This window comes from Bradyrhizobium sp. ISRA430, assembly GCF_029909975.1.
GTDB lineage: Bacteria > Pseudomonadota > Alphaproteobacteria > Rhizobiales > Xanthobacteraceae > Bradyrhizobium.
In genome coordinates, this window is record NZ_CP094516.1 from 5,983,730 (window position 1) to 6,003,768 (window position 20,039).

14 protein-coding genes and 1 pseudogene are annotated in these 20,039 nt (G+C 64.3%); 7 read left to right on the forward strand and 8 right to left on the reverse strand.

Going from position 1 to position 20,039, the window contains the following annotated elements; all coding sequences use genetic code 11:
• The first annotated feature begins 48 nt into the window (after positions 1 to 48).
• From MTX21_RS28375 to MTX21_RS28385, 3 genes and pseudogenes are all read left to right on the forward strand, one after another.
• Positions 49 to 783 (forward strand): DUF2470 domain-containing protein, encoded by a 735-nt coding sequence (locus MTX21_RS28375; protein WP_280967947.1) that lies wholly within the window; start codon positions 49 to 51, stop codon positions 781 to 783.
• Between the two features lie 88 nt (positions 784 to 871).
• Positions 872 to 3,462, forward strand: a pseudogene (locus tag MTX21_RS28380) (CHAT domain-containing tetratricopeptide repeat protein).
• Between the two features lie 282 nt (positions 3,463 to 3,744).
• A complete protein-coding gene (locus MTX21_RS28385) occupies positions 3,745 to 5,361 on the forward strand; it encodes a phosphoenolpyruvate carboxykinase (RefSeq protein WP_280967948.1) in 1,617 nt (538 codons plus the stop codon).
• A gap of 217 nt (positions 5,362 to 5,578) precedes the next feature.
• Here MTX21_RS28385 and MTX21_RS28390 read toward each other — a convergent pair whose 3' ends face one another.
• Positions 5,579 to 6,394 carry a thioesterase family protein gene (locus tag MTX21_RS28390; RefSeq protein WP_280967949.1) on the reverse strand — a complete coding sequence of 272 codons (816 nt, stop codon included), beginning with the start codon at positions 6,392 to 6,394 and terminating at the stop codon, positions 5,579 to 5,581.
• 231 nt (positions 6,395 to 6,625) lie between these two features.
• On the reverse strand, positions 6,626 to 9,142 hold the full coding sequence (locus tag MTX21_RS28395) for a glycogen/starch/alpha-glucan phosphorylase (RefSeq protein ID WP_280971180.1): 2,517 nt from the start codon (positions 9,140 to 9,142) through the stop codon (positions 6,626 to 6,628).
• A gap of 205 nt (positions 9,143 to 9,347) precedes the next feature.
• Here MTX21_RS28395 and MTX21_RS28400 point away from each other — a divergent pair, with 205 nt between their 5' ends.
• Complete coding sequence (locus tag MTX21_RS28400; RefSeq protein WP_280967950.1) at positions 9,348 to 9,581, forward strand: hypothetical protein; 234 nt, start codon at positions 9,348 to 9,350, stop codon at positions 9,579 to 9,581.
• Between the two features lie 63 nt (positions 9,582 to 9,644).
• Here the strand turns inward: MTX21_RS28400 and MTX21_RS28405 are convergent, their stop codons facing one another.
• A complete protein-coding gene (locus tag MTX21_RS28405) occupies positions 9,645 to 9,932 on the reverse strand; it encodes a GIY-YIG nuclease family protein (protein ID WP_280967951.1) in 288 nt (95 codons plus the stop codon).
• Positions 9,933 to 10,114: 182 nt separating this feature from the next.
• On the opposite strand from MTX21_RS28405, the gene MTX21_RS28410 reads away from it, so the two are divergent.
• A complete protein-coding gene (locus MTX21_RS28410; RefSeq protein WP_280967952.1) occupies positions 10,115 to 10,546 on the forward strand; it encodes a hypothetical protein in 432 nt (143 codons plus the stop codon).
• 113 nt (positions 10,547 to 10,659) lie between these two features.
• Here the strand turns inward: MTX21_RS28410 and MTX21_RS28415 are convergent, their stop codons facing one another.
• Entirely contained in the window at positions 10,660 to 11,418 is a 759-nt protein-coding gene (locus MTX21_RS28415; RefSeq protein ID WP_280967953.1) for a DUF2865 domain-containing protein, read from the reverse strand.
• Positions 11,419 to 11,729: 311 nt separating this feature from the next.
• Entirely contained in the window at positions 11,730 to 12,293 is a 564-nt protein-coding gene (gene pyrE, locus MTX21_RS28420; RefSeq protein ID WP_280967954.1) for an orotate phosphoribosyltransferase, read from the reverse strand.
• A gap of 203 nt (positions 12,294 to 12,496) precedes the next feature.
• On the opposite strand from pyrE, the gene MTX21_RS28425 reads away from it, so the two are divergent.
• Positions 12,497 to 13,123 (forward strand): glutathione S-transferase family protein, encoded by a 627-nt coding sequence (locus tag MTX21_RS28425; RefSeq protein WP_280967955.1) that lies wholly within the window; start codon positions 12,497 to 12,499, stop codon positions 13,121 to 13,123.
• Between the two features lie 43 nt (positions 13,124 to 13,166).
• On the opposite strand, the gene MTX21_RS28430 is transcribed toward MTX21_RS28425, so the two are convergent.
• The 3 genes from MTX21_RS28430 to MTX21_RS28440 form a co-directional block, all read right to left on the reverse strand.
• Positions 13,167 to 13,802 carry a LysE family translocator gene (locus tag MTX21_RS28430; RefSeq protein WP_280967956.1) on the reverse strand — a complete coding sequence of 212 codons (636 nt, stop codon included), beginning with the start codon at positions 13,800 to 13,802 and terminating at the stop codon, positions 13,167 to 13,169.
• A 159-nt stretch (positions 13,803 to 13,961) separates the two neighbouring features.
• Positions 13,962 to 17,051 carry a DNA polymerase I gene (polA, locus tag MTX21_RS28435; protein WP_280967957.1) on the reverse strand — a complete coding sequence of 1,030 codons (3,090 nt, stop codon included), beginning with the start codon at positions 17,049 to 17,051 and terminating at the stop codon, positions 13,962 to 13,964.
• A 302-nt stretch (positions 17,052 to 17,353) separates the two neighbouring features.
• Positions 17,354 to 18,424: an acyltransferase family protein gene (locus MTX21_RS28440; protein WP_280967958.1), complete on the reverse strand. Its 1,071-nt coding sequence runs from the start codon at positions 18,422 to 18,424 to the stop codon at positions 17,354 to 17,356.
• A gap of 193 nt (positions 18,425 to 18,617) precedes the next feature.
• Between MTX21_RS28440 and MTX21_RS28445 the strand changes: the two genes are divergently transcribed.
• Positions 18,618 to 19,934, forward strand: a complete 1,317-nt coding sequence (locus MTX21_RS28445; protein ID WP_280967959.1) for a UDP-glucose/GDP-mannose dehydrogenase family protein — start codon at positions 18,618 to 18,620, stop codon at positions 19,932 to 19,934.
• Positions 19,935 to 20,039 lie beyond the last annotated feature (105 nt).

Genomic DNA, 20,039 nt, shown 5'->3' on the forward strand with positions numbered 1-20,039 from the left:
TTACCCGAAAAAAGGCCTCCCTTGCAACCACCCGAGCCGAGAAAGCCGATGCAACCGACCCCCGATTTCGACCCCGCAAAGCTCGCCAAATCGCTGCTGCGGCGTTCCCGTCAGGGCGCCCTGGCAACGCTGATGGCCGGCAGCGGTGATCCCTATTGCTCGCTGGTCAATCTGGCGAGCCATCCTGATGGTGCTCCGATCCTGCTGATCTCGCGCCTCGCCGTTCACACCAGGAACATCCTCGCCGACGCCAGGGTCTCCCTGATGCTGGACGAGCGCGCCCCCGGCGATCCCCTGGAGGGGGCCCGGATCATGCTCTCGGGCCGAGCCGAACAGGTCGATGCCGAAAGGGAATTGCTGCAGCGGCGCTATCTCAATGCTCATCCGTCGGCGGAGGCCTTTGTTTCTTTTAACGATTTCTCCTTCTTTCGGATTCGACCCACGGGAACCCATCTGGTAGCGGGCTTCGGCCGTATCATCGATCTCAAGCCGGAGCAGTTCCTTACGGATCTCGCCGGGGCCGAGGACCTGCTGGACGCGGAAGAGGCGGCCGTCGCGCACATGAATGCCGATCACCGCGACACCATGAATCTCTACGCGACAAAGCTTCTCAATAGTGCCGCGGGAAACTGGCGCTGCAGCGGCTGCGATCCCGAAGGGCTCGATATGCAGACAGCGCAGACCGTGCTGCGGCTGGAGTTCCCGGAGCGTGTCACCAGCGGCGTCGCATTGCGCAAGATGCTGGTCAGGCTTGCGGGCGAAGCGCGGGCGAAGGCGGAGTAGCTGCGACAAATTGAACGCCCCGGCGCATCGCTGCGACCCAACACGGTGTCGGCCGGACGTGGCCGGCGGTCGCCAGCCGAGAGGTTTCATGACAGGTCGCCGTTTGACGCTGGTCGCCGGCTTGGCGCTCGCGCTCGCCGCATCGCTGGCAACGCCCGGCCTTGCCCAGAAGGGTGATCTCTCTGCTCAGAGCGCGCGGATCAACGCGCTCAGGAGCGCCGGCAAATATCCCGAGGCGCTGCCGCTGGCGCAGGCGATGGTGGCGAACCTCGAGAAGACAAATAACAGCCGCGACCTCGCGGCGGCGCTCAACAATCTCGCGCAGATATATGCAGACCAGGGCCGCGACGATCAGGCGGAGCCGCTCTACAAGCGCGCCATCGCGCTGATGGAGAAGGGCGCCGGTCTCGACAGCGTCGAGATCGCGCCAGTGCTCAACAACCTCGCCGCGCTTGACCAGCGGCAGAGCCGCTTTGTCGAGGCCGAACCGTTGTTCAAGCGCGCGCTCGCCATTCGCGAAAAGTCGCTGTCGCGCGAGCACCCTGATGTCGGCCAGTCCCTCAACAATCTCGCCACGTTCTATGTGAAGCAGGAGCGCCATGCGGACGCCGAGCCACTGTTCCGGCAGGCACTCGCGATCTACCAGAAGGTCGGCGGCCCCGAGCATCCGGCGGTCGCGACGCTCCTCAACAATCTCGGCCAGCTCGATCGCGACCTGAATCGCTATGCGGACGCCGAGGCGCCGATCAAGCGCTCGCTCGCGATTCGCGAAAAGGTGCTGGGGCCGGATCACCCCGACGTCGCGCGCTCCCTGAACAATCTTGCCGGACTCTACGAGCATCAGCGCCGCTACACTGAGGCCGAGCCGCTCTATCGGCGCGCGCTGGCGATCCGCGAGCGTGCGCTTGGGCCCGATCATCCTGACGTCGCGACCTCGACCGGAAATCTCGCCTATTTCCTGTACGTGTCCGGGAACACCGCCGACGCTTTGCCGTTCGCGGAAAAGACGCTTCGCAACAATCGCGCGCAGTTACGCGTCGTGCTGCCGATCCTGTTCGCCGCGCGAGAGCAATCTCTGTTGCCCGCGGACAAGTCCCTGGACGATGCGCTCGCCGCGATCCAGCGCGGCACGCAATCTTCCGCAGCCTTCGCCGTCAACAAGCTCGCGGTGCGCCTCGCCGCCGGCAGCGATCGGCTCGCCGAACTCGTGCGCAGCGATCAGGATCTTGCGGCTGAGGCCGAGACGCTCGACAAGGCCATCGTTGCCGCGGTGTCGAAACCCTCCACCCAGCGCGACGTCGCCGCCGAGCAGCGCAGCCGCGCGCGGCTCGTGGGAATCGCGAACGAGCGTTCAGGCTTACAGAAGACGCTCGCCGTCGAATTCCCCGACTACGCCTCGCTCTCCAATCCGCTGCCGCTGACGGCGAAGGATATTCAGGCATTGCTATCAGCCGACGAGGCGATGGTGCTCTATTCCGTCGTCGACGAGCGGAGCTATGTCATCGCGATCACGCGCGAGGACGTCGACTGGAAGGAAATTTCGCTCGGTGCCGATTCGCTGGCGCTGAAATTGTCCGCCTTCCGCCGAGGGCTCGATGTCGGCAAGGCACGCGATGCATCGGGCAAGTCGGGATTGTTCGACCTTGCGCTCGCCAACGAGCTCTATGTCGCACTGCTCGGTCCGGTCGAGGCGTTGACGAAGGACAAGCGCAGCCTGCTGGTGGTGCCCTCCGGCGCGTTGACCGCATTGCCGTTTCATTTGCTTGTCACGGAGAAGCCGCAAGCTGCCATTCCCGATAAGCTCGAAGGTTATCGCAGCGCCGCCTGGCTGTTGCGGCGTCAGGCGGTTTCTGTCCTGCCGTCGGTGGTCAGCCTAAAATCGCTGCGCGCCTTTGCACGCAACAATCAGGGTGCCAAGCCGATGACCGGCTTTGGCGATCCTGTGTTCAACCCTGCCGAAGCCGGGACGGCCGACCGTCGCGCAAGCGGAAAGGTTGCGGCGCGCAGTCTGGCGGCTGTCGCCTATACCGACTTCTGGCGCGGTGCGGGCGTCGATCGTGCACGGCTTTCGCAAGCGCTGCCGCGGCTTCCCGACACCGCGGACGAGCTCAATGCCGTGGCGAAGGATGTCGGTGCGACTGAAGCCGATATCCATCTCGGGCGCGATGCCAGCGAGACGACGCTCAAGCGCGCAGCGCTTGCTCAATACAGCATCATCTATTTTGCAACCCATGGCCTCGTCGCCGGCGACGTCAAGGGACTGGGCGAGCCTTCGCTCGCGCTCTCCATCCCCGACCAGCCTCCGAGCTCGACGACGGTCTGCTCACCGCGAGCGAAGTAGCTTCGCTCAAGCTCAATGCGGATTGGGTGGTGCTGTCGGCGTGCAATACGATTGCCGGCGACAGGCCGGGCGCCGAGGCGCTGTCGGGATTGGCGCGCTCGTTCTTCTACGCCGGGGCCCGCGCACTGCTGGTCTCGCATTGGGCGGTCGACTCGGAAGCTGCCACACGCTTGACCACGTCGACTTTCGATTTGCTCAAGAGCGAACCGGGAATGGGGCGCGCTGAAGCCTTGCGGCGCGCGATGCTGGCCTATCTCGACGACGGATCGTCACCGCGCAATGCATATCCCGCTATCTGGGCACCGTTCGCACTCATCGGCGAAGGTGCAGTACAGTAGATTGCCCCCATGATTGTGCGTCGCAAAAACACCGGATAACGCTGAATCGCGCGTTTGGTTGCGCGATCATCCGCGAATTTTTGATGCGCCTGCTCAGAGCTGACATGCGCGACGTTTGGCGCGGTCCTTGAATAAACCAATTCCTGCGGGATCAGCTTGGCAACGCCAGCGTTCATCATTATTAGGTCGCCCAGCCGAGGCCGGATGGCCTATTATTCACGGTGACCGCGATGGCGCCAAACTTGGTCGCGCTGAGTGTCGCGGGTTCTAGGAGGATTCTTCGTGCAAGAGACGGGCGTGCGCAACGGTGCCTTCGGCGCCGACAAATTCGGCTTAAAGAAGCTCAAGCAGGTGCATTGGAATCTTGGCGCGCCGCAGCTTTATCAATATTCGCTAGCTGCGGGCGAAGCGGTTCTGTCTGCAGACGGTGCGCTGTGCGCCGACACCGGCGAGTTCACCGGCCGCAGCCCGAAGGACAAGTTCACGGTGCGTGATGCCACCACCGACCAGAAGATGTGGTGGGCCGGCAATCAGTCGATCACCGCGGAGCAGTTCGAGGCGCTCTACCAGGACTTCCTGAAGCACGCCGAAGGCAAGACGCTGTTCGCGCAAGACCTCTATGGTGGCGCCGACCCGGCCTACCGCATCAAGACCCGCGTCTTCACCGAGCTCGCCTGGCACTCGCTGTTCATCCGCACGCTGCTGATCCGCCCCGAAGCCGTCGAGCTGTCGAGCTTCGTGCCCGAGCTCACCATCATCGACATGCCGAGCTTCCGCGCCGATCCGAAACGTCACGGCGTGCGTTCGGAGAACGTCGTCGCGATCGATTTCGCCCGCAAGATCGTGCTGATCGGCGGCTCCTACTATGCCGGCGAGATGAAGAAGTCGGTCTTCACCACGCTGAACTATTACCTGCCCGAGCGCGGCGTGATGCCGATGCACTGCTCGGCCAATGTCGGCGCCAATGGCGATGCCGCGATCTTCTTCGGCCTGTCCGGCACCGGCAAGACCACCCTGTCGGCCGATCCCAACCGCACGCTGATCGGCGACGACGAGCACGGCTGGGGCCCGAACGGCGTCTTCAACTTCGAGGGCGGCTGCTACGCCAAGTGCATCAAGCTGTCCAAGGAAGCCGAGCCTCAGATCTATGCCGCCTCGACGCGCTTCGGCGCGGTGCTTGAGAACTGCGTGCTCGACGAGGACACCCGCGTGGTGGATTTCGACGATGGCTCCAAGACCGAGAACACGCGCTCGGCCTATCCGCTCGACTTCATCCCGAACGCCTCGCGTACCGGCCGTGCGCCGCAGCCAAAGAACGTGGTGATGCTCGCCGCCGACGCCTTCGGCGTGCTGCCGCCGATCGCCAAGCTCTCGCCGGCGCAGGCGATGTACCACTTCCTCTCCGGCTACACCGCCAAGGTTGCCGGCACCGAGCGCGGTCTCGGCAACGAGCCGCAGCCGGAATTCTCGACCTGCTTCGGCTCGCCATTCCTGCCGCTCGACCCAAGCGTCTACGGCAACATGCTGCGCGGCCTGATCGCCCAGCACAATGTCGACTGCTGGCTGGTCAACACGGGGTGGACCGGCGGCAAGTATGGCGTCGGCTCGCGCATGCCGATCAAGGTGACGCGGGCGCTGCTGACCGCGGCGCTCGACGGTTCCTTGCGCAACGTCGAATTCCGCACCGACAAGTATTTCGGCTTCGCGGTCCCAACGGCGCTGCCGGGCGTGCCGAGCGAGATTCTCAATCCGGTCAACACCTGGAAGGACAAGGACGAGTTCGACAAGACCGCCCGCGCACTGGTCGGCATGTTCCAGAAGAACTTCGCCAAGTTCGAAGCCCAGGTCGACGCCGAGATCCGTGCGGCAGCTCCGGACGTGAAGCTCGCGGCGGAGTAACTTTGTTCAACGGAAATGCAAAGGGCGGCCGAGAGGCCGCCCTTTTTGTTTGGGCGACTGCTGTCCCTTCTCCCCTTGTGGGAGAAGGTGGCGCGAAGCGCCGGATGAGGGGTTCTCTCTGCACGTTCGATTGATAGAGGTTCATTCGCGGAGAGAACCCCTCACCCCGCTTCGCTTCGCGAAGCGACCCTCTCCCACAAGGGGAGAGGGTCAGAACCTACACCTTGAAATACGCGATCTGCGTCGTGGTCGCGAGCAGGCGGCCGTTCGGGGACCATAGCTCGCCGTTCTGATCGCCGTAGCTCTTGTGGAAGACCTTTGCATCGGCTGTCGCGAGGACGCGGGTGATGTCCTCGGCCAGAAGGCTCTCCGCATCCGTATGGAAATAGGTCGTCAGCGACACCGTACCGAACGGCACCAGCTCGCGCCGTGCGTGGAAGATGCGGCCGAAGAAGGCGTCCGACATCGACATCAGCGACAGCATGTCGAGCCTGCGCGGCGTGCGGTCGCCGATCCAGACCTTGGAATAAGTGCTTGCGAGCTCGGCTTGTGGCGGGCCGATCCGCATCTCGCCCTCGACGAAGCGGAATTCATACTGGTTGGCCCAGGATGCCGCGATCTTTGGAAAAGGCAGGGTCTGCTCGAACGGCTTTGCGTCCGGGCATTTCGCGACCGCATGCGACCAGGACGGCCGGCGCTCGGCAAACACGGCGGTCGCGAGGGTCGCGACCTCGCCGCCGCCTTGTGACAGTTCGACGCTCCAGTGCTGGCTCGAACGGTTGGCCTTCACCAGCCGCACGTCGAGATCGAATGGTCCCTTCGCGATCGGCGCGCAGTAATTGACGGTGAGCGCCAACGGATCGCCGGCGCGCTGTGGATGATCGATCAGCGCGCGCAGGATGGTCGCGGCGGTCGCGCCGCCGAATGGGCCGACAAAGGCCCAATAGTCGTCGCTGGTGTGCCCCTGCCATCGGCTGTCGCCGGCAGTAACGCGCGTCGCCTCGTCGAAGGGGTGCGGGAGTTTGGCGTGCATAGTCAGTCCTCGAAGCCCGCCCGACCGACATTGCGAGCGCAGCGAAGCAATTCAGAATCTTTCTGCGGAGGCAGTCCGGATTGCTTCGCTGCGCTCGCAAATGACGGTGTTTGAGGCAACGGCGTCAGCGTCGCCGACGCCGCCTTGTGGGGATGATGACGATCATATCATCATCCTCCGCGCCTGATGCAATAACCTCGCGGGTAACGCGGATTTTCGCGTCGTGGAAAATCAGACCGCGGCGTCGCGCAGGCCCGGCAGCACGGGCGTGGTCGGATGGACCGGCACGTTCCAGATCTCCTCGGCATATTCGCGGATGGTGCGGTCGGAGGAGAACCAGGTCATGCGCGCGACGTTGAGGATAGAGGCGCGCGTCCAGGCCGGCACCACCTGCCAGCGCGCGTCGATGCCGCGCTGTGCCTCGTAGTAGGAGTCGAAGTCGGCGCTGACCATGTAGTGGTCGAGATAGCGCAAAGCATGCGCGATGGATTCGAAACGTCCGGGATCGCCGGGCGAGAACTCGCCGGTCGCGATCGAGTTGATCGCGCGCAAAAGCTTTGGCGACCTGCGGATCACGTCGGAAGCATCGAGCCCCTGCTTGCGGCGGATCATCACGTCGCCGGCTTCCATGCCGAAGATCGCGATGTTCTCAGGCCCGACATGGTCGCGGATCTCGATGTTGGCGCCGTCGAGCGTGCCGATGGTGATGGCGCCGTTCAGCGCCAGCTTCATGTTGCCCGTGCCGGAGGCTTCCATGCCGGCGGTCGAGATCTGCTCGGACAAGTCGGCCGCCGGGATGATCACCTCGGCAAGGCTGACATTGTAATCCGGCAGGAAGGCGACCTTCAGCCTGCCCGCGATCGCGGGATCATTGTTGACGATGTCGGCGACGTCGTTGATCAGCTTGATGATCAGCTTGGCATAGCGGTAGCTCGCCGCCGCCTTGCCCGCGAAGATTTTGACCCGCGGCACCCAGTTGCCGTTGGGATCGTCTTTCATCGCCTGATACAGCGCGACCGTCTCGATGATGTTGAGGAGCTGGCGCTTGTATTCGTGAATGCGCTTGATCTGCACATCGAACAGCGCGCTCGGGTCGACCTTGATGCCGAGCCGCTCGCCGATCAGGCGCGCCAGGGCCGTCTTGTTGTGATGCTTGACGGCGCGGAATTTCTGCTGGAACGCGACGTCGCTGGCGCGCGCCTCGATCAGGCTGAGCTGGGTCGGATCGTCAAGCACCGCCTCGCCGCAGGTCTCGCGCAACAGGTCGGTCAGCTTCGGGTTCGCCAGCATCAGCCAGCGGCGGAAGGTGATGCCGTTGGTCTTGTTGGTGATGCGGCCGGGATAGAGATGGTTGAGATCGTGGAACACGGTCTCGCGCATCAGGTCCGAATGCATCGCCGAGACGCCGTTGATGCGGTGCGAGCCGACGAAGGCGAGCTGGCCCATGCGCACGCGGCGCCCGCTCCTCTCGTCGATCAGCGAGACCGAAGCACGGAAATCGATGTCGCCGGGACAGCGCGCTTCCGCAAGCGCCAGATGCTGGACGTTGATGCGGTAGATGATCTCGAGATGTCGCGGCAACAGGCGCTCGAACAGCTCGACCGGCCAGGTCTCCAGCGCCTCGGGCAGCAGCGTGTGGTTGGTGTATGACAGGGTCGCGACCGTGATCTTCCAGGCCTCGTCCCAGCGGAAATTGTGCTCGTCCACCAGGATGCGCATCAGCTCGGTGACGGCGAGGCTCGGATGGGTGTCGTTGAGCTGCACCGCGACCTTCATCGACAGGCTGCGCAACTGTCCGTCGGAGGTGAGGTGGCGCTTGACGAGATCCTGGAGCGACGCGGAGACGAAGAAATATTCCTGGCGCAACCGCAGCTCGCGGCCCGCGGGGCTCTCGTCGTTCGGATAGAGGAATTTGCAGATCGCTTCCGCGCGCGCCTGCTCGGAGCTTGCGCTGACATAGTCGCCGGAATTGAACACGTCGAGCTTCAGCGGATCGGGCGAGCGCGCCGACCACAGGCGCAGCGCATTGACGTGCTGGCCGCGCCAGCCGACGATCGGCGTGTCATAGGCGATCGCCTGCACCGTCTCGGCCGGATGCCAGATCGCGCGGTCGCGGCCCTTGTCGTCGACATGCTCGACGCCGCCGCCGAAATGGACGTGATAGATCACTTCCGGCCGCTGCAATTCCCAGGGGTTGCCGAAGCTGAGCCACTCGTCCGGATATTCCTGCTGCCAGCCCTGATTGATGATCTGACGGAACAGGCCGTAGTCATAGCGGATGCCATAGCCGATCGCGGGGATCGACAGCGTCGCCATGCTCTCCATGAAGCAGGCGGCGAGCCGGCCGAGGCCGCCATTGCCGAGCGCCGCATCCGGTTCGCATTTGCGCAAGTCGGGGAGCGAGACGCCGAGATCGCCGAGCGCGACCTCGAAGATGTTGAGCAGTCCCATGTTGTTCAGCGCGTCGGTGAAGAGGCGGCCGATCAGGAACTCGAGCGAGAGATAGTAGACGCGCTTGCGCCCCGCGTCGTAGCTGGCCTTCTCCGCGGTGAGCCAGCGATGCACGATGCGATCGCGCAACGCCAGCGCGGCGGCCTGGTACCAGTCGTGCCTGGTCGCCATGCCCGCGTCCTTGCCGACGGCAAGGCGCAGCTTCGCCAGGATCGCGCCCTTGATCTCCGCCAGCGCGAGTTCGTCGATGGGCTGGCCGGGTGCGGGAAAATTGGGCTGGAACGATGGATCTTGCAAAGCCGTCACTTCCTGGTCGACTACCGAACTCAAGCTTACGCGTCCTGCCCCGGCACCGGAACCGCTGCCGGCGCGGCCGTGCACTGCGCTGGCGTAATTTTATGCAAGGAATGGGCCGGTTTGGAAACCCGGGAGCCCACGGAGAAACCTGAATTCGGTGCTAGATTGCGCGCAAATTCGGCCATCAGTGTGGAGGAGGCGCCCCATGAGACTGCTGATCGAAATCGCCGCTGCAGCCTTGCTCGTCGTCTGCATCACCGCGTCCAGCGCCGCCTTCGCCGCCGGCAAACCGGGCCGCAGCGCCGATGCCTTAAGCTGCGCCGTCTCGCTCCCGCAAAACGCAACGCCAGCCGTGCGCTGTGCCGCCATCAAGCGTCAATGCGGCGGCAAGTTTTACGCGAGCGCATGTGGCGACAGGCTGATGTCTGCGGTGAGGTGAGGGTGATTGGTGTAACGAAGATGATGTCGTCCCCGCGAAGGCCGGGACCCATAACCACGGCTGTCAGAGAAGATGGGACAAGTCGCGCCAATCGGGATGATCCCCCTCGATCAAACGAATCTTCCAGTCGCGATGCCATTCATTCAACGCCTTCTCGCGTGCGATCGCTTCGGCTGGCGAGGCGTATGTCTCGACGTAGACGAGTCGCGTCACGCCGTACTTCTTGACAAACTTCGAGCCTCTTCCTGAACGATGCAACGCAAGCCGACCGCTAAGGTCGTGGCAAATGCCGATGTACAGTGTGCCGTAGCGTCGGCTCGCTAAAATGTAGGCGTAATACGGGGCATTCATTGCTGGGCGCCCATTTCCGAAACGTCTGAAAGCAGTGGTTATGGGTCCCGGCCTTCGCCGGGACGACATTGTAGAAGCATTGGAACGAATTAAGAACACTTTAGCAAGTCTTTGATATATCATTGTGATTCGGTGCGTTGCCGACACAATATCTAGGGTCTGCCAGACTTCGCGAGGACTACATGTCCACCATTGCCTTCCATCAATTCGCCCTCACCCGGATCGCCGATTTCGCGCGCTCGTTGTCGCGCCTGCATCAGGCAGCGCGGCGTTACGCGGTCGATGACGACCAGTTCGACCGCGAGTTCAACGCGGTGTGCCAGTCGATCTGGGGCTACACGGTCGACGATATCAGCGACGATCTGTTTTCGGTCGAGGATCACCTGTTCCTCGACACGCTGGATGAGGCGCATGCGCGCATCTTCGCGGCCGAGCAGGGCTATGACCTCGTCGACGACCAGGGCATGCTGACCGACTGGTGGGGCTTTTGCTGGATGATTCTGGCTGAGAGGCGCGGCCTGCTGACGCCGGAAAACCGCGCCGCCGCGCGTGCCGCGATCGAGGAGAAATATCTGGCGGCGCCGAACGTGATCGGGGTGATCATCGGGCGGTAACGCAAACATCCTTCGTCATTGCGAGCGAAGCGAAGCAATCCAGAGTGTCGCCGCGGGAGCATTTCTGGATTGCTTCGCTTTGCTCGCAATGACGGCTTGGTTACAGTTGGGTCCTACTCCAGCCCCGCGCGCTTCGCCGGCTTCTGCGTCTGCGGCACCGACACATCAGGCGGGGTCTCGCGGACAATCTCCGCAGCCGGTGCATCCGTCGACACCGTCTCCGCGCGCACCGGGGCGACCTTCATTTCGCCGAGGCGGGCGCGGACCTGGGCGGTGAGGCCGGGATAGGACGCGACCGGCGTGAAATCCGCGGTCTGGTCGTTGCCGACGCGGATACCGGTATAGGCGACGAGGCCGTCGGAGGTGGCGATCACGTCGCCGGCTTTCAGCGACGAGTCCAGCGCGAGATCAACCGGAGCGAGGCCGACCGGCTCGCGGCCGTTGCACGTGCAATCGGACCGCAGCGCCTTGCGGTAGGCGAACGCGTTCTCGCTGTCGGCGTAACGCTCGCCGGTCTGCGCATAGGCGCCGTCGATGCTGGAGCCGAAATAGACCTTTGTCGCGCTGGCGGGACAGAAGGCCTGACACATCTGTGCAGGCGAGGCGAGCCCGCGCATCAACGGAAAGTATTTTCCGTCGCAGGTGCGCACGCAAAAGGCCGGACCCGAGCCGCCGACGGCCGCCGTCCGAGTCGGCGGGACATCTTGCTGAACCGGCGCATTCTGCTGGCCGGTGAAGGGATCGGTGTAGGTGCTTGCCTGCTGCGACCGCTGCCGCTGCAATCCGCCGAAGAAGAAGTCGAACAGGCCCTCAGCCGAAGCCGGGGCCGATGCCGCGAGCATCGGAGTTGCAAGGAGGGCGGCTACCTGCATCGTGCGCCGCCGCCGGCGCGCATGGGACAACTCTGTACGCAATGCTCGCTCCACCCGACGCTACTGAACTGGCTGGGACCGAGGCCTCAGCACATGATTCACCATATTCCGGGATGGTAAATGAGCAGTTGCGCGGGGGCGGTTTCAAGACGAGGCGGTGACCTCTTTAAGGCCTGGCGCAGCTTCCGACGGATCGTTGCTTCCGGGTCACGGTTCCGCCAAAGGCTAGCCGAGCCACAACGGTGCTCAGCCGCCGAAGCTTGAGCGCAGGCGGCACGCCCCGGTATCACGGCGCAGGATGTTTCGTCGCGTTAGGCCTTCAAGAACTCCGAAGCCTTGTAGAGCGAGCGGAACGGCAGGCCGGCTTGGCCGAACGTATCGGTGGCGCCTTCCTCGCGGTCGACCATGGTGAGCACCAGCACCACATCGGCGCCGGCCTCGCGCACCGATTCCACCGCCTTCATCGCCGATGCGCCGGTCGTGGTGACGTCCTCGACGATCACGACGCGCTTGCCCTGAAGCGTCTCGCCCTTGGCGAGGCCCTCGATCGCCAGCTTGGCGCCGTGCTCCTTCGGCTTCTTGCGCACGAAGAAGGCCGCGATCGGATGCCCCTTGATCCAGGAGATCTGCGCCAGCGCGCCGGCAAGCGGCACCGCGCCCATCTCGAGGCCGCCGATGAAATCGAGCCGGTCGTCCTTCAGCGCTTCATAGGTCAGCTCGGCGAGCAGCGTCGCGCCCTCCGGGTCGAGCATGGTCGGCTTGAGATTGAAGTAGAAATCGCTCTTGCGGCCCGACGCGAGCGTCACCTCGCCGCGGCCGAAGGAGCGCCGGCGGATGATTTCGAACAGGCGGGCGCGGGAGGCAGATTTCGACACGTCGGTCCCTCGGGAGCGTTTTTGGAAGTGGCGGAATTTATCCCCCGCCGCGGTGACATTCCAGAGGGGGCGGGCCCGTCAAATCGCCCGTCAACAGGCGAGCGGCCGCGCCAGCGGCCGGTCCGCCATTCCGGCACGCCGGTTGTAGCAGTGCAACCTTCTGGAGTAGGTGAGGCCACGTCTCTTGGGGAAGGAAACAGAGAATGACCATCGAGCTCCACACCTGGAACACGCCGAACGGCCGGAAAATCTCGGTCGCGCTGGAGGAAATGGGGCTGCCCTACAAGGTGATCCCGGTGAACATCACCAAGGGTGAGCAGATGGCCCCAGGGTTCCTCAAGCTCAGCCCGAACAACAAGATCCCCGCGATCGTTGACCCCGAGGGTCCCGACGGCAAGCCCGTCAGCATATTCGAGTCCGGCGCGATCCTGCTCTATCTCGGCGAGAAGACCGGAAAATTCCTGCCGAAATCGCTGGCAGGCCGCATCCCTGTCTACGAATGGTTGATGTGGCAGATGGGCGGTTTCGGGCCGATGCCCGGCCAGGTGCACCATTTCATCGCGCTCGAGAACGAGCAGGACCGCGCCTACGGCTTGAAGCGCTTCATGGCGGAGACGCGTCGGCTCTATGGCGTGCTGGATCGTCGGCTCGAAGGCCGCGACTTTGTTGCGGGCGACCTCTCGGTCGCCGATTTCGCCATCCTCGGCTGGGCCTGGCGCCACCCGCGTCACAAGGTGGAGCTGGCAGATTTTCCCAACGTGAAGCGCTGGTACGAGGCCCTGATGGCGCGCCCGGCCGTGCAGCGGGGCATGGAGGCGAAGCTGGATTGAGGTCGTTAATCCCTCTCCCCTTACAAGGGGAGAGGGAAGCGGCTCACACCTTCCGCGCCTCGACCGCCATCCGCACCGCGAGCCCGGCCAGCACCGTGCCCATCAGCCAGCGCTGCACCAGCATCCAGCTTGGTCGGCTCGACAGGAACAGCGCGATCGAGCCCGCCGCGAGCGCGATCATGGCGTTGACGCTGACGCTGATCGCGATCTGGATCGCGCCCAACACCACCGATTGTGCCAGCACGCTGCCGGCGGCGGGATCGATGAACTGCGGCAGCAGCGCCAGATAGAGCATCGCGATCTTCGGGTTGAGCAGGTTGGTGACGAACCCCATCGCGAACAATTTGCGCGGGCTGTCGATGGCGAGCTTCCTGACCTGGAACGGCGAGCGGCCGCCCGGCTTCACCGCCTGCCAGGCCAGCCACAACAGATAACCGGCACCGGCAAAGCGTAGCGCGTCATAGGCAAAGGGAACGGCGAGCAGCAGTGCCGTGATGCCGAATGCCGCGCACAGCATGTAGAACACGAAGCCGAGCGCGACGCCGCCGAGCGAGACGATGCCCGCCCCAGGCCCTTGCGTGATCGAGCGCGAGATCAGGTAGATCATGTTCGGCCCCGGCGTCAGCACGAGACCGAGGCAGACGAGGGCGAAGCCGAGCAGGGCGGAGGCGTGGGGCATGGGTGAACCTGTGTGGGAGATCGCACCGTTCTAATATGCGCCGCGCCGCGCAGCCATCGCGCAATTGCACGGAGGACAATTCGACTCTCGCGTCCGGACGCGGCGCAGCGCTCTCGCGGGCTCCCTGCCCCCGTTCTTGCGGGGAGAGGCGAGGACAGATCAGTGCGCCTCGTCCCAGTTCGTCGCCGCACGTGCATCGACGTGCAGCGGCACCGAGAGCAGCACGGCGGGGAACGGTGCGTCCTGCATGACGTGCTGCACCACCGGAAGCGTCGCCTCGACTTCCGCGTCCGGCACCTCGAAGATCAGCTCGTCGTGCACCTGGAGCAGCATCTGCGCCGACAGCTTCTTCTCGGCCAGCGCGTCCTCGACGCGGTTCATGGCGCGGCGGATGATGTCGGCGGCGGTGCCCTGAAGCCGCGCGTTGATCGCAGCGCGTTCGTTGAACGCGCGCACCGAGGCGTTCGACGCCTTGATGTCGGGATAGTGGCACTTGCGGCCGAACAGCGTGGTGACATAGCCGTAGCTCCGGCAGAACTCCTTGGTCTCGTCCATATAGGCGCGGATGCCGGGGAAGCGCTCAAAATACTTCTTGATGTAGGCGGACGCTTCCTCGCGGGCGATGCCGAGCTGGTTGGCGAGGCCGAACGCCGAGATGCCGTAGATGATGCCGAAATTGATCGCCTTGGCGCGGCGGCGGATTTCGCTCGGCATGCCCTTGATCGGCACGCCGAACATTTCGGACGCGGTCATGGCGTGAATGTCGAGCCCGTCGCGGAACGCCTGCTTCAGGACCGGGATGTCGGCGATCTCGGCGAGCAGCCTGAGCTCGATCTGTGAATAGTCCGCGGACACCAGCTTGTGGCCGGGCGTCGCGATGAAGGCGCGGCGGATCTTGCGGCCATCCTCGGTGCGCACCGGAATGTTTTGCAGGTTCGGCTCGTTGGACGACAACCGGCCCGTCGTGGTCGCCGCCAGCGCGTAGGTCGTGTGCACGCGATGGGTCTGCGGATTGACGTAAGTCGGCAGCGCGTCGGTGTAGGTCGATTTCAGCTTCGAGACCTGACGCCACTCCAGAATCTTCTTGGGGAAGTCGTAGCCCTGCTCGGCGAGGTCGTCCAGCACCTGCGCCGTGGTCGACCACGCGCCGGTCTTGGTCTTGCTGCCGCCGGGCAATCCCATCTTGCCGAACAGGATGTCGCCGATCTGCTTGGGGCTGCCGACATTGACGGGCTCGCCCGCAATCTCCTGGATCTCGGCCTCGACCCGCGCCGCGGTCTGGGCGAACTCGCCTGACAGCCGTGACAGCACCTGACGGTCGATCGCGATGCCGCGCCGCTCCATGCGCGCGAGCACGGAGACCAGCGGCCGCTCCAGCATCTCGTAGACCGTGGTCATGTGCTCGGCGATGAGGCGCGGCTTCAAGACGCGCCACACCCGCAGGATCACATCGGCGGTTTCGGCCGACAGCGGTGTGGCCTTGTCGATCGGGACCTGGTCGAAGGTGAGCTTGTTCTTGCCGCTGCCGAGCAGGCCGTTCTCCGCCAGCATGGCGTGGCCGAACCAGCGTTCCGCGAGCGAGGCCAGCGCGTGCGAGCCGCGCCCGGCGTCGAGCACGTAGGAGATGAGCAGCGCGTCGTCATAGTTGCGCAGGCTGATGCCGTGCTGTGCCAGCGCGACAGCGGTGAATTTCACGTCGAAGCCGACCTTGAGGATGCCGATCGATTCCAGCACCGGCCGCAGCGCGTCGATGGCGTCGGCATGCTTGACCTGATCGGGTGCGAGGCCGGCATCGAACAGGCCGGCGCCGCCGCCGGACTGCTTGTGCGCCAGCGGCACGTAGCAGGCATCGTTCGGCGCCAGCGCCAGCGCGATGCCACAGAGATCAGCCTGCATCGGGTTGATGGAGTTCGCCTTGGTTTCGATCGCGACGTGGCCAACCTCGTGAATGCGTGCGACGAAAGCGTCGAGCTCGGCGCGCGTCTTGATCGTCTGGTATTTGCTACGGTCGACCGGGAGCTTTTTCAGCGCCTCCTCGCGCGCGGCCGCGAGCGAGATCGGCGCGCCCTTTAGGCTCGCGGCCTTGTCCTCCTTGCCGGCGGTTTTATTGCGTTCCTTGGCGCCCGGTGCAGCTTGCGCCGCTGTGCCGGGGCCTGGTGCCGGCACGACGTCCGAAGGCGGCAGCGGCGAGAACACGCTGGCACCGCTCTTGTATCCGGGATCGGCCTCTACATCGGCGGGGTCGATCTGCGAATAGTCGGCAACGCGTCGCGTCAGCGTGGAAAACTCCATCGCCTTCAGGAAGGCGATCAGCTTGCGCGCGTCGGGCTCGTGGACGACGAGGTCGTCGAGCGGCACGTCCAGCTTCACCTTGTCGTCGAGCAGCACGAGCTGGCGCGAGATCCGCGCTTTCTCCGCATTCTCGAGCAGCGCCTCGCGGCGCTTAGGTTGCTTGATCTCGCCGGCGCGGAACAGCAACTGCTCGAGGTCGCCATATTCGATGATCAGTTGTGCCGCGGTCTTGACACCGATGCCGGGCACGCCCGGCACGTTGTCGGTGGAGTCGCCGGCCAGCGCCTGCACCTCGACCACCTTCTCCGGCGGCACGCCGAATTTCTCGACCACCTCGGGGATGCCGATGCGGCGATCCTTCATGGTGTCGTACATGGTGACGCAATCGGTCACGAGCTGCATCAGATCCTTGTCCGAGGACACGATGGTTGCGGTCGCGCCGCGCTCGCAGGCCTCGCGCACATAGGTGGCGATCAGGTCGTCGGCCTCGAAGCCGGCCTGTTCCAGGCAGGGCAGGTCGAAGGCGCGCACCGCCTCGCGGATCAGCGCGAATTGCGGGATCAGATCGTCCGGCGCCGGCGGCCGGTGCGCCTTGTAGTCGGGATAGATCGTATTGCGGAAGGTGACCTCCGACTTGTCGAACACGATCGCCAGATGGGTCGGCCGGTTGTCGGGGGGCATGTCGCGCAGCAGCTTCCACAGCATGTTGCAGAAACCGAGCACGGCATTGACCTGCAAGCCATCGGATTTGCGGTTGAGCGGCGGCAGCGCGTGGTAGGCGCGGAAGATGTAGGAGGAACCGTCGACCAGGAAGACGTGGTCGCCCTTTCCGGCGGCCTTGGCCGCGACCGGTTTGGCAGCAGACTTGGCAGCAGCGGGCTTGGTGTCGGCGGCTGCCTTGGGCGCAGCAGCCTTGGTGTCAGCTTTGGCGGTGGTCTTCGGGGAGGTTTTGGGCATGGCCGCAATGTATGAATTTTTGCGGCATTTGACAGCCTTGGATGGGGGAATTTTGGGCTGATTCCCACACTTCACTGTCGTCCCGGACAAGCGCAGCGCCGGGCAGCGCGGAGAAGTTTGGCGAAGACTCGTGGTTGCCGTCTCCCGCCACAACCTCTCCCTGGGGGTATGGGTCCCCGAGTTCAGCGGCGCTCGGCCGCTTCAACCCCGTCATTGCGAGCGCAGCGAAGCAATCCAGAGTCTTTCCGCGGAGGGATTCTGGATTGCTTCGCTGCGCTCGCAATGACGGTGTGGAGAGAGCGTTACTCCGCCGCCTGCAACACCGCCGCGGCCTTCTTCGGCGCGATCCAGAACGCCTCGGGCCGCTCGAACAGGAATTTGGCATTGAGCCGCAGCGCGGCCTGCCAGATCGCGAGCGATCCGATCACGCCGAAGATGGTCACGATCAGCGACACCGTGCCGATGTCGGGAATGACGCCCGTGCGGAGCAGCAGCGTTCGGGTCGCGGCCATCGGCAGGAAGAAGGCGAGATAGATCACGATCGAATGCTCGCCGCAGAAGCGAAAGAAGTTCAGCCAGTGGGCGCGCGCGAGCAGCGTGCCGATCGTGATGATCGCACAGGCGCCGGAAAAGCCCAGCATCAGCGACACGATCTTCCATTCGCTCGCGCCGAGCGCGACGAGGCTTGCGTTGATGATCGCCCATGCTGCGAGCGCGGCGAGCGCAATCGCAGGGTGCCGCCGCGCGCGGTCCGACAGCGCGAAGACGTAATCGGCGAACAGATAGCCGGAGTAGAAATATACGAAGCGCGCGCAGAACTCGTCGATCACGGTCCAGCCGGTCGCGATGCGCGCCGTCTCCAGCGAGGCGGCAATGAGCCAAATCGCGAGCGGCGGGATTCGCCGTGTCAGTTTTGTGACGACAAAGAAGATCGGCAGCAGGTAGATGAACCAGAGCGTGCCGAACGGCTCGATGAAGGATTCGAGATAGAGCAGGCCGACGGCGGCGCGCCAGCTCGATGACGCGGCGAAGGCCGGTGCCTTGAAGGCGAACTGGATTGTCACCCAGACGACATAAAAATAAGCGAAATGCACGACCTTGCGGTCGAGATAGGTTCGCCAGTCCCGGCCGATCACGAGGGGAAGGAACAGGCCCGAAATCAGGAAGAAATCCGGCATCCGGAACGGCTTTGCGAAGGCCACCAGCACATGCATGAACCCGGTCTCGCCAGCGGCGAGCTCGACCCCCAGCACGGAATGCATCATCACCACCATGACGATGCAGATGCCCTTGGCGTAGTCGACCCAGTCGACGCGCGGGCCGGCCGGGCGCTTGGAGTCTCCGCTCGCGACCATTGTGCCTGATAGTGTCATGGTGTCCCTTTTCGAGGCGCCGGCGCCCCGGATCTGTCCGGGGCCGGGGCAGTGTGGGGCCTCAGCGGTTTCCGACTTCTTTATCGGTACAAATCGCGTGCCGGTTTCCGAACGCGGGCTCTTCCCTCCCCTCGGGAAAATGCTAAACCGCCCCGAATTGGGGTTTCGTTAACCAGGACAAACAGGGTCTTCTATGCGAATCGCGATGATCGGCACGGGTTACGTGGGATTGGTATCCGGGGCCTGCTTTGCGGATTTCGGTCACGACGTTACCTGCGTCGACAAGGATCAGGGCAAGATCGCAGCGCTCCACCGCGGCGAGATCCCGATCTACGAGCCCGGGCTCGACGAGCTGGTCGCAACCAATGTGAAAGCCAAGCGCCTGAGCTTCACCACCGACCTGTCCAAGCCGGTGGCGGAAGCCGACGCGGTCTTCATCGCGGTCGGCACGCCTTCGCGCCGCGGCGATGGTCATGCCGATCTGTCCTACGTCTACGCCGCCGCGCGCGAAATCGCGCAGTCGCTCTCGGGCTTCACCGTCGTGGTGACGAAATCGACCGTTCCGGTCGGCACCGGCGACGAGGTCGAGCGCATCATCCGCGAGACCAATCCGCAAGCCGACGTCGTGGTCGCCTCCAACCCCGAATTCCTGCGTGAGGGCGCGGCGATCCGCGATTTCAAGTTCCCCGATCGCGTCGTCGTCGGCACGTCGGACGAGCGCGGCCGCAAGTTGATGGGCGATATCTACCGGCCGCTGTCGCTGAACCAGGCACCCCTGATGTTCACGGAACGCCGCACCGCGGAGATGATCAAATACGCGGCGAACGCGTTCCTTGCCACCAAGATCACCTTCATCAACGAGATCGCCGATCTCTCGGAGAAGGTCGGCGCCAATGTGCAGGAGGTGGCCCGCGGCATCGGCCTCGACAACCGCATCGGCACCAAGTTCCTGCATGCGGGGCCCGGCTTCGGCGGCTCCTGCTTTCCGAAGGACACCAAGGCGCTGATCAAGATCGCGCAGGACTACGACGTGCAGCTTCGCATCGTGGAGTCCGTGCTGGCGGTCAACGAGAACCGCAAGCGCGCGATGGCGCGCAAGGTCAGCCACGCGCTCGGCGGCGCCCTGCGCGGCAAGACCATCGCCGTACTCGGCCTCACTTTCAAGCCCGACACCGACGATATGCGCGATGCGCCGTCGATTCCGCTGGTGACCGGTCTGCTCGACATGGGTGCGAAGGTCCGCGCCTTCGACCCGGTCGGCATGGAGCAGGCCAAGACTGAGCTCCCCAGCATCACCTATTGCGAGGATGCCTATTCCTGCGCGCAAGGCGCCGACGCGCTGGTCGTCGTCACCGAATGGGTGCAGTTCCGCGGACTCGACCTCGACCGGCTCAGAAGCGTCCTGGCGCGGCCCGTCGTCGTCGACTTGCGCAACATCTTCCGCCCCGAGGACATGGCCGCAGCCGGCTTCGTCTATGAGAGCGTCGGCCGGCCGCCGGTGCAGGGCTGACGCTACATCTTATTGTCATACCCCGCGAAGGCGGGGTATCCAGTAACCCGCGATCTTCGTAACAACTTGGATCCGAGCTTACTGGATCGCCCGCCTGCGCGGGCG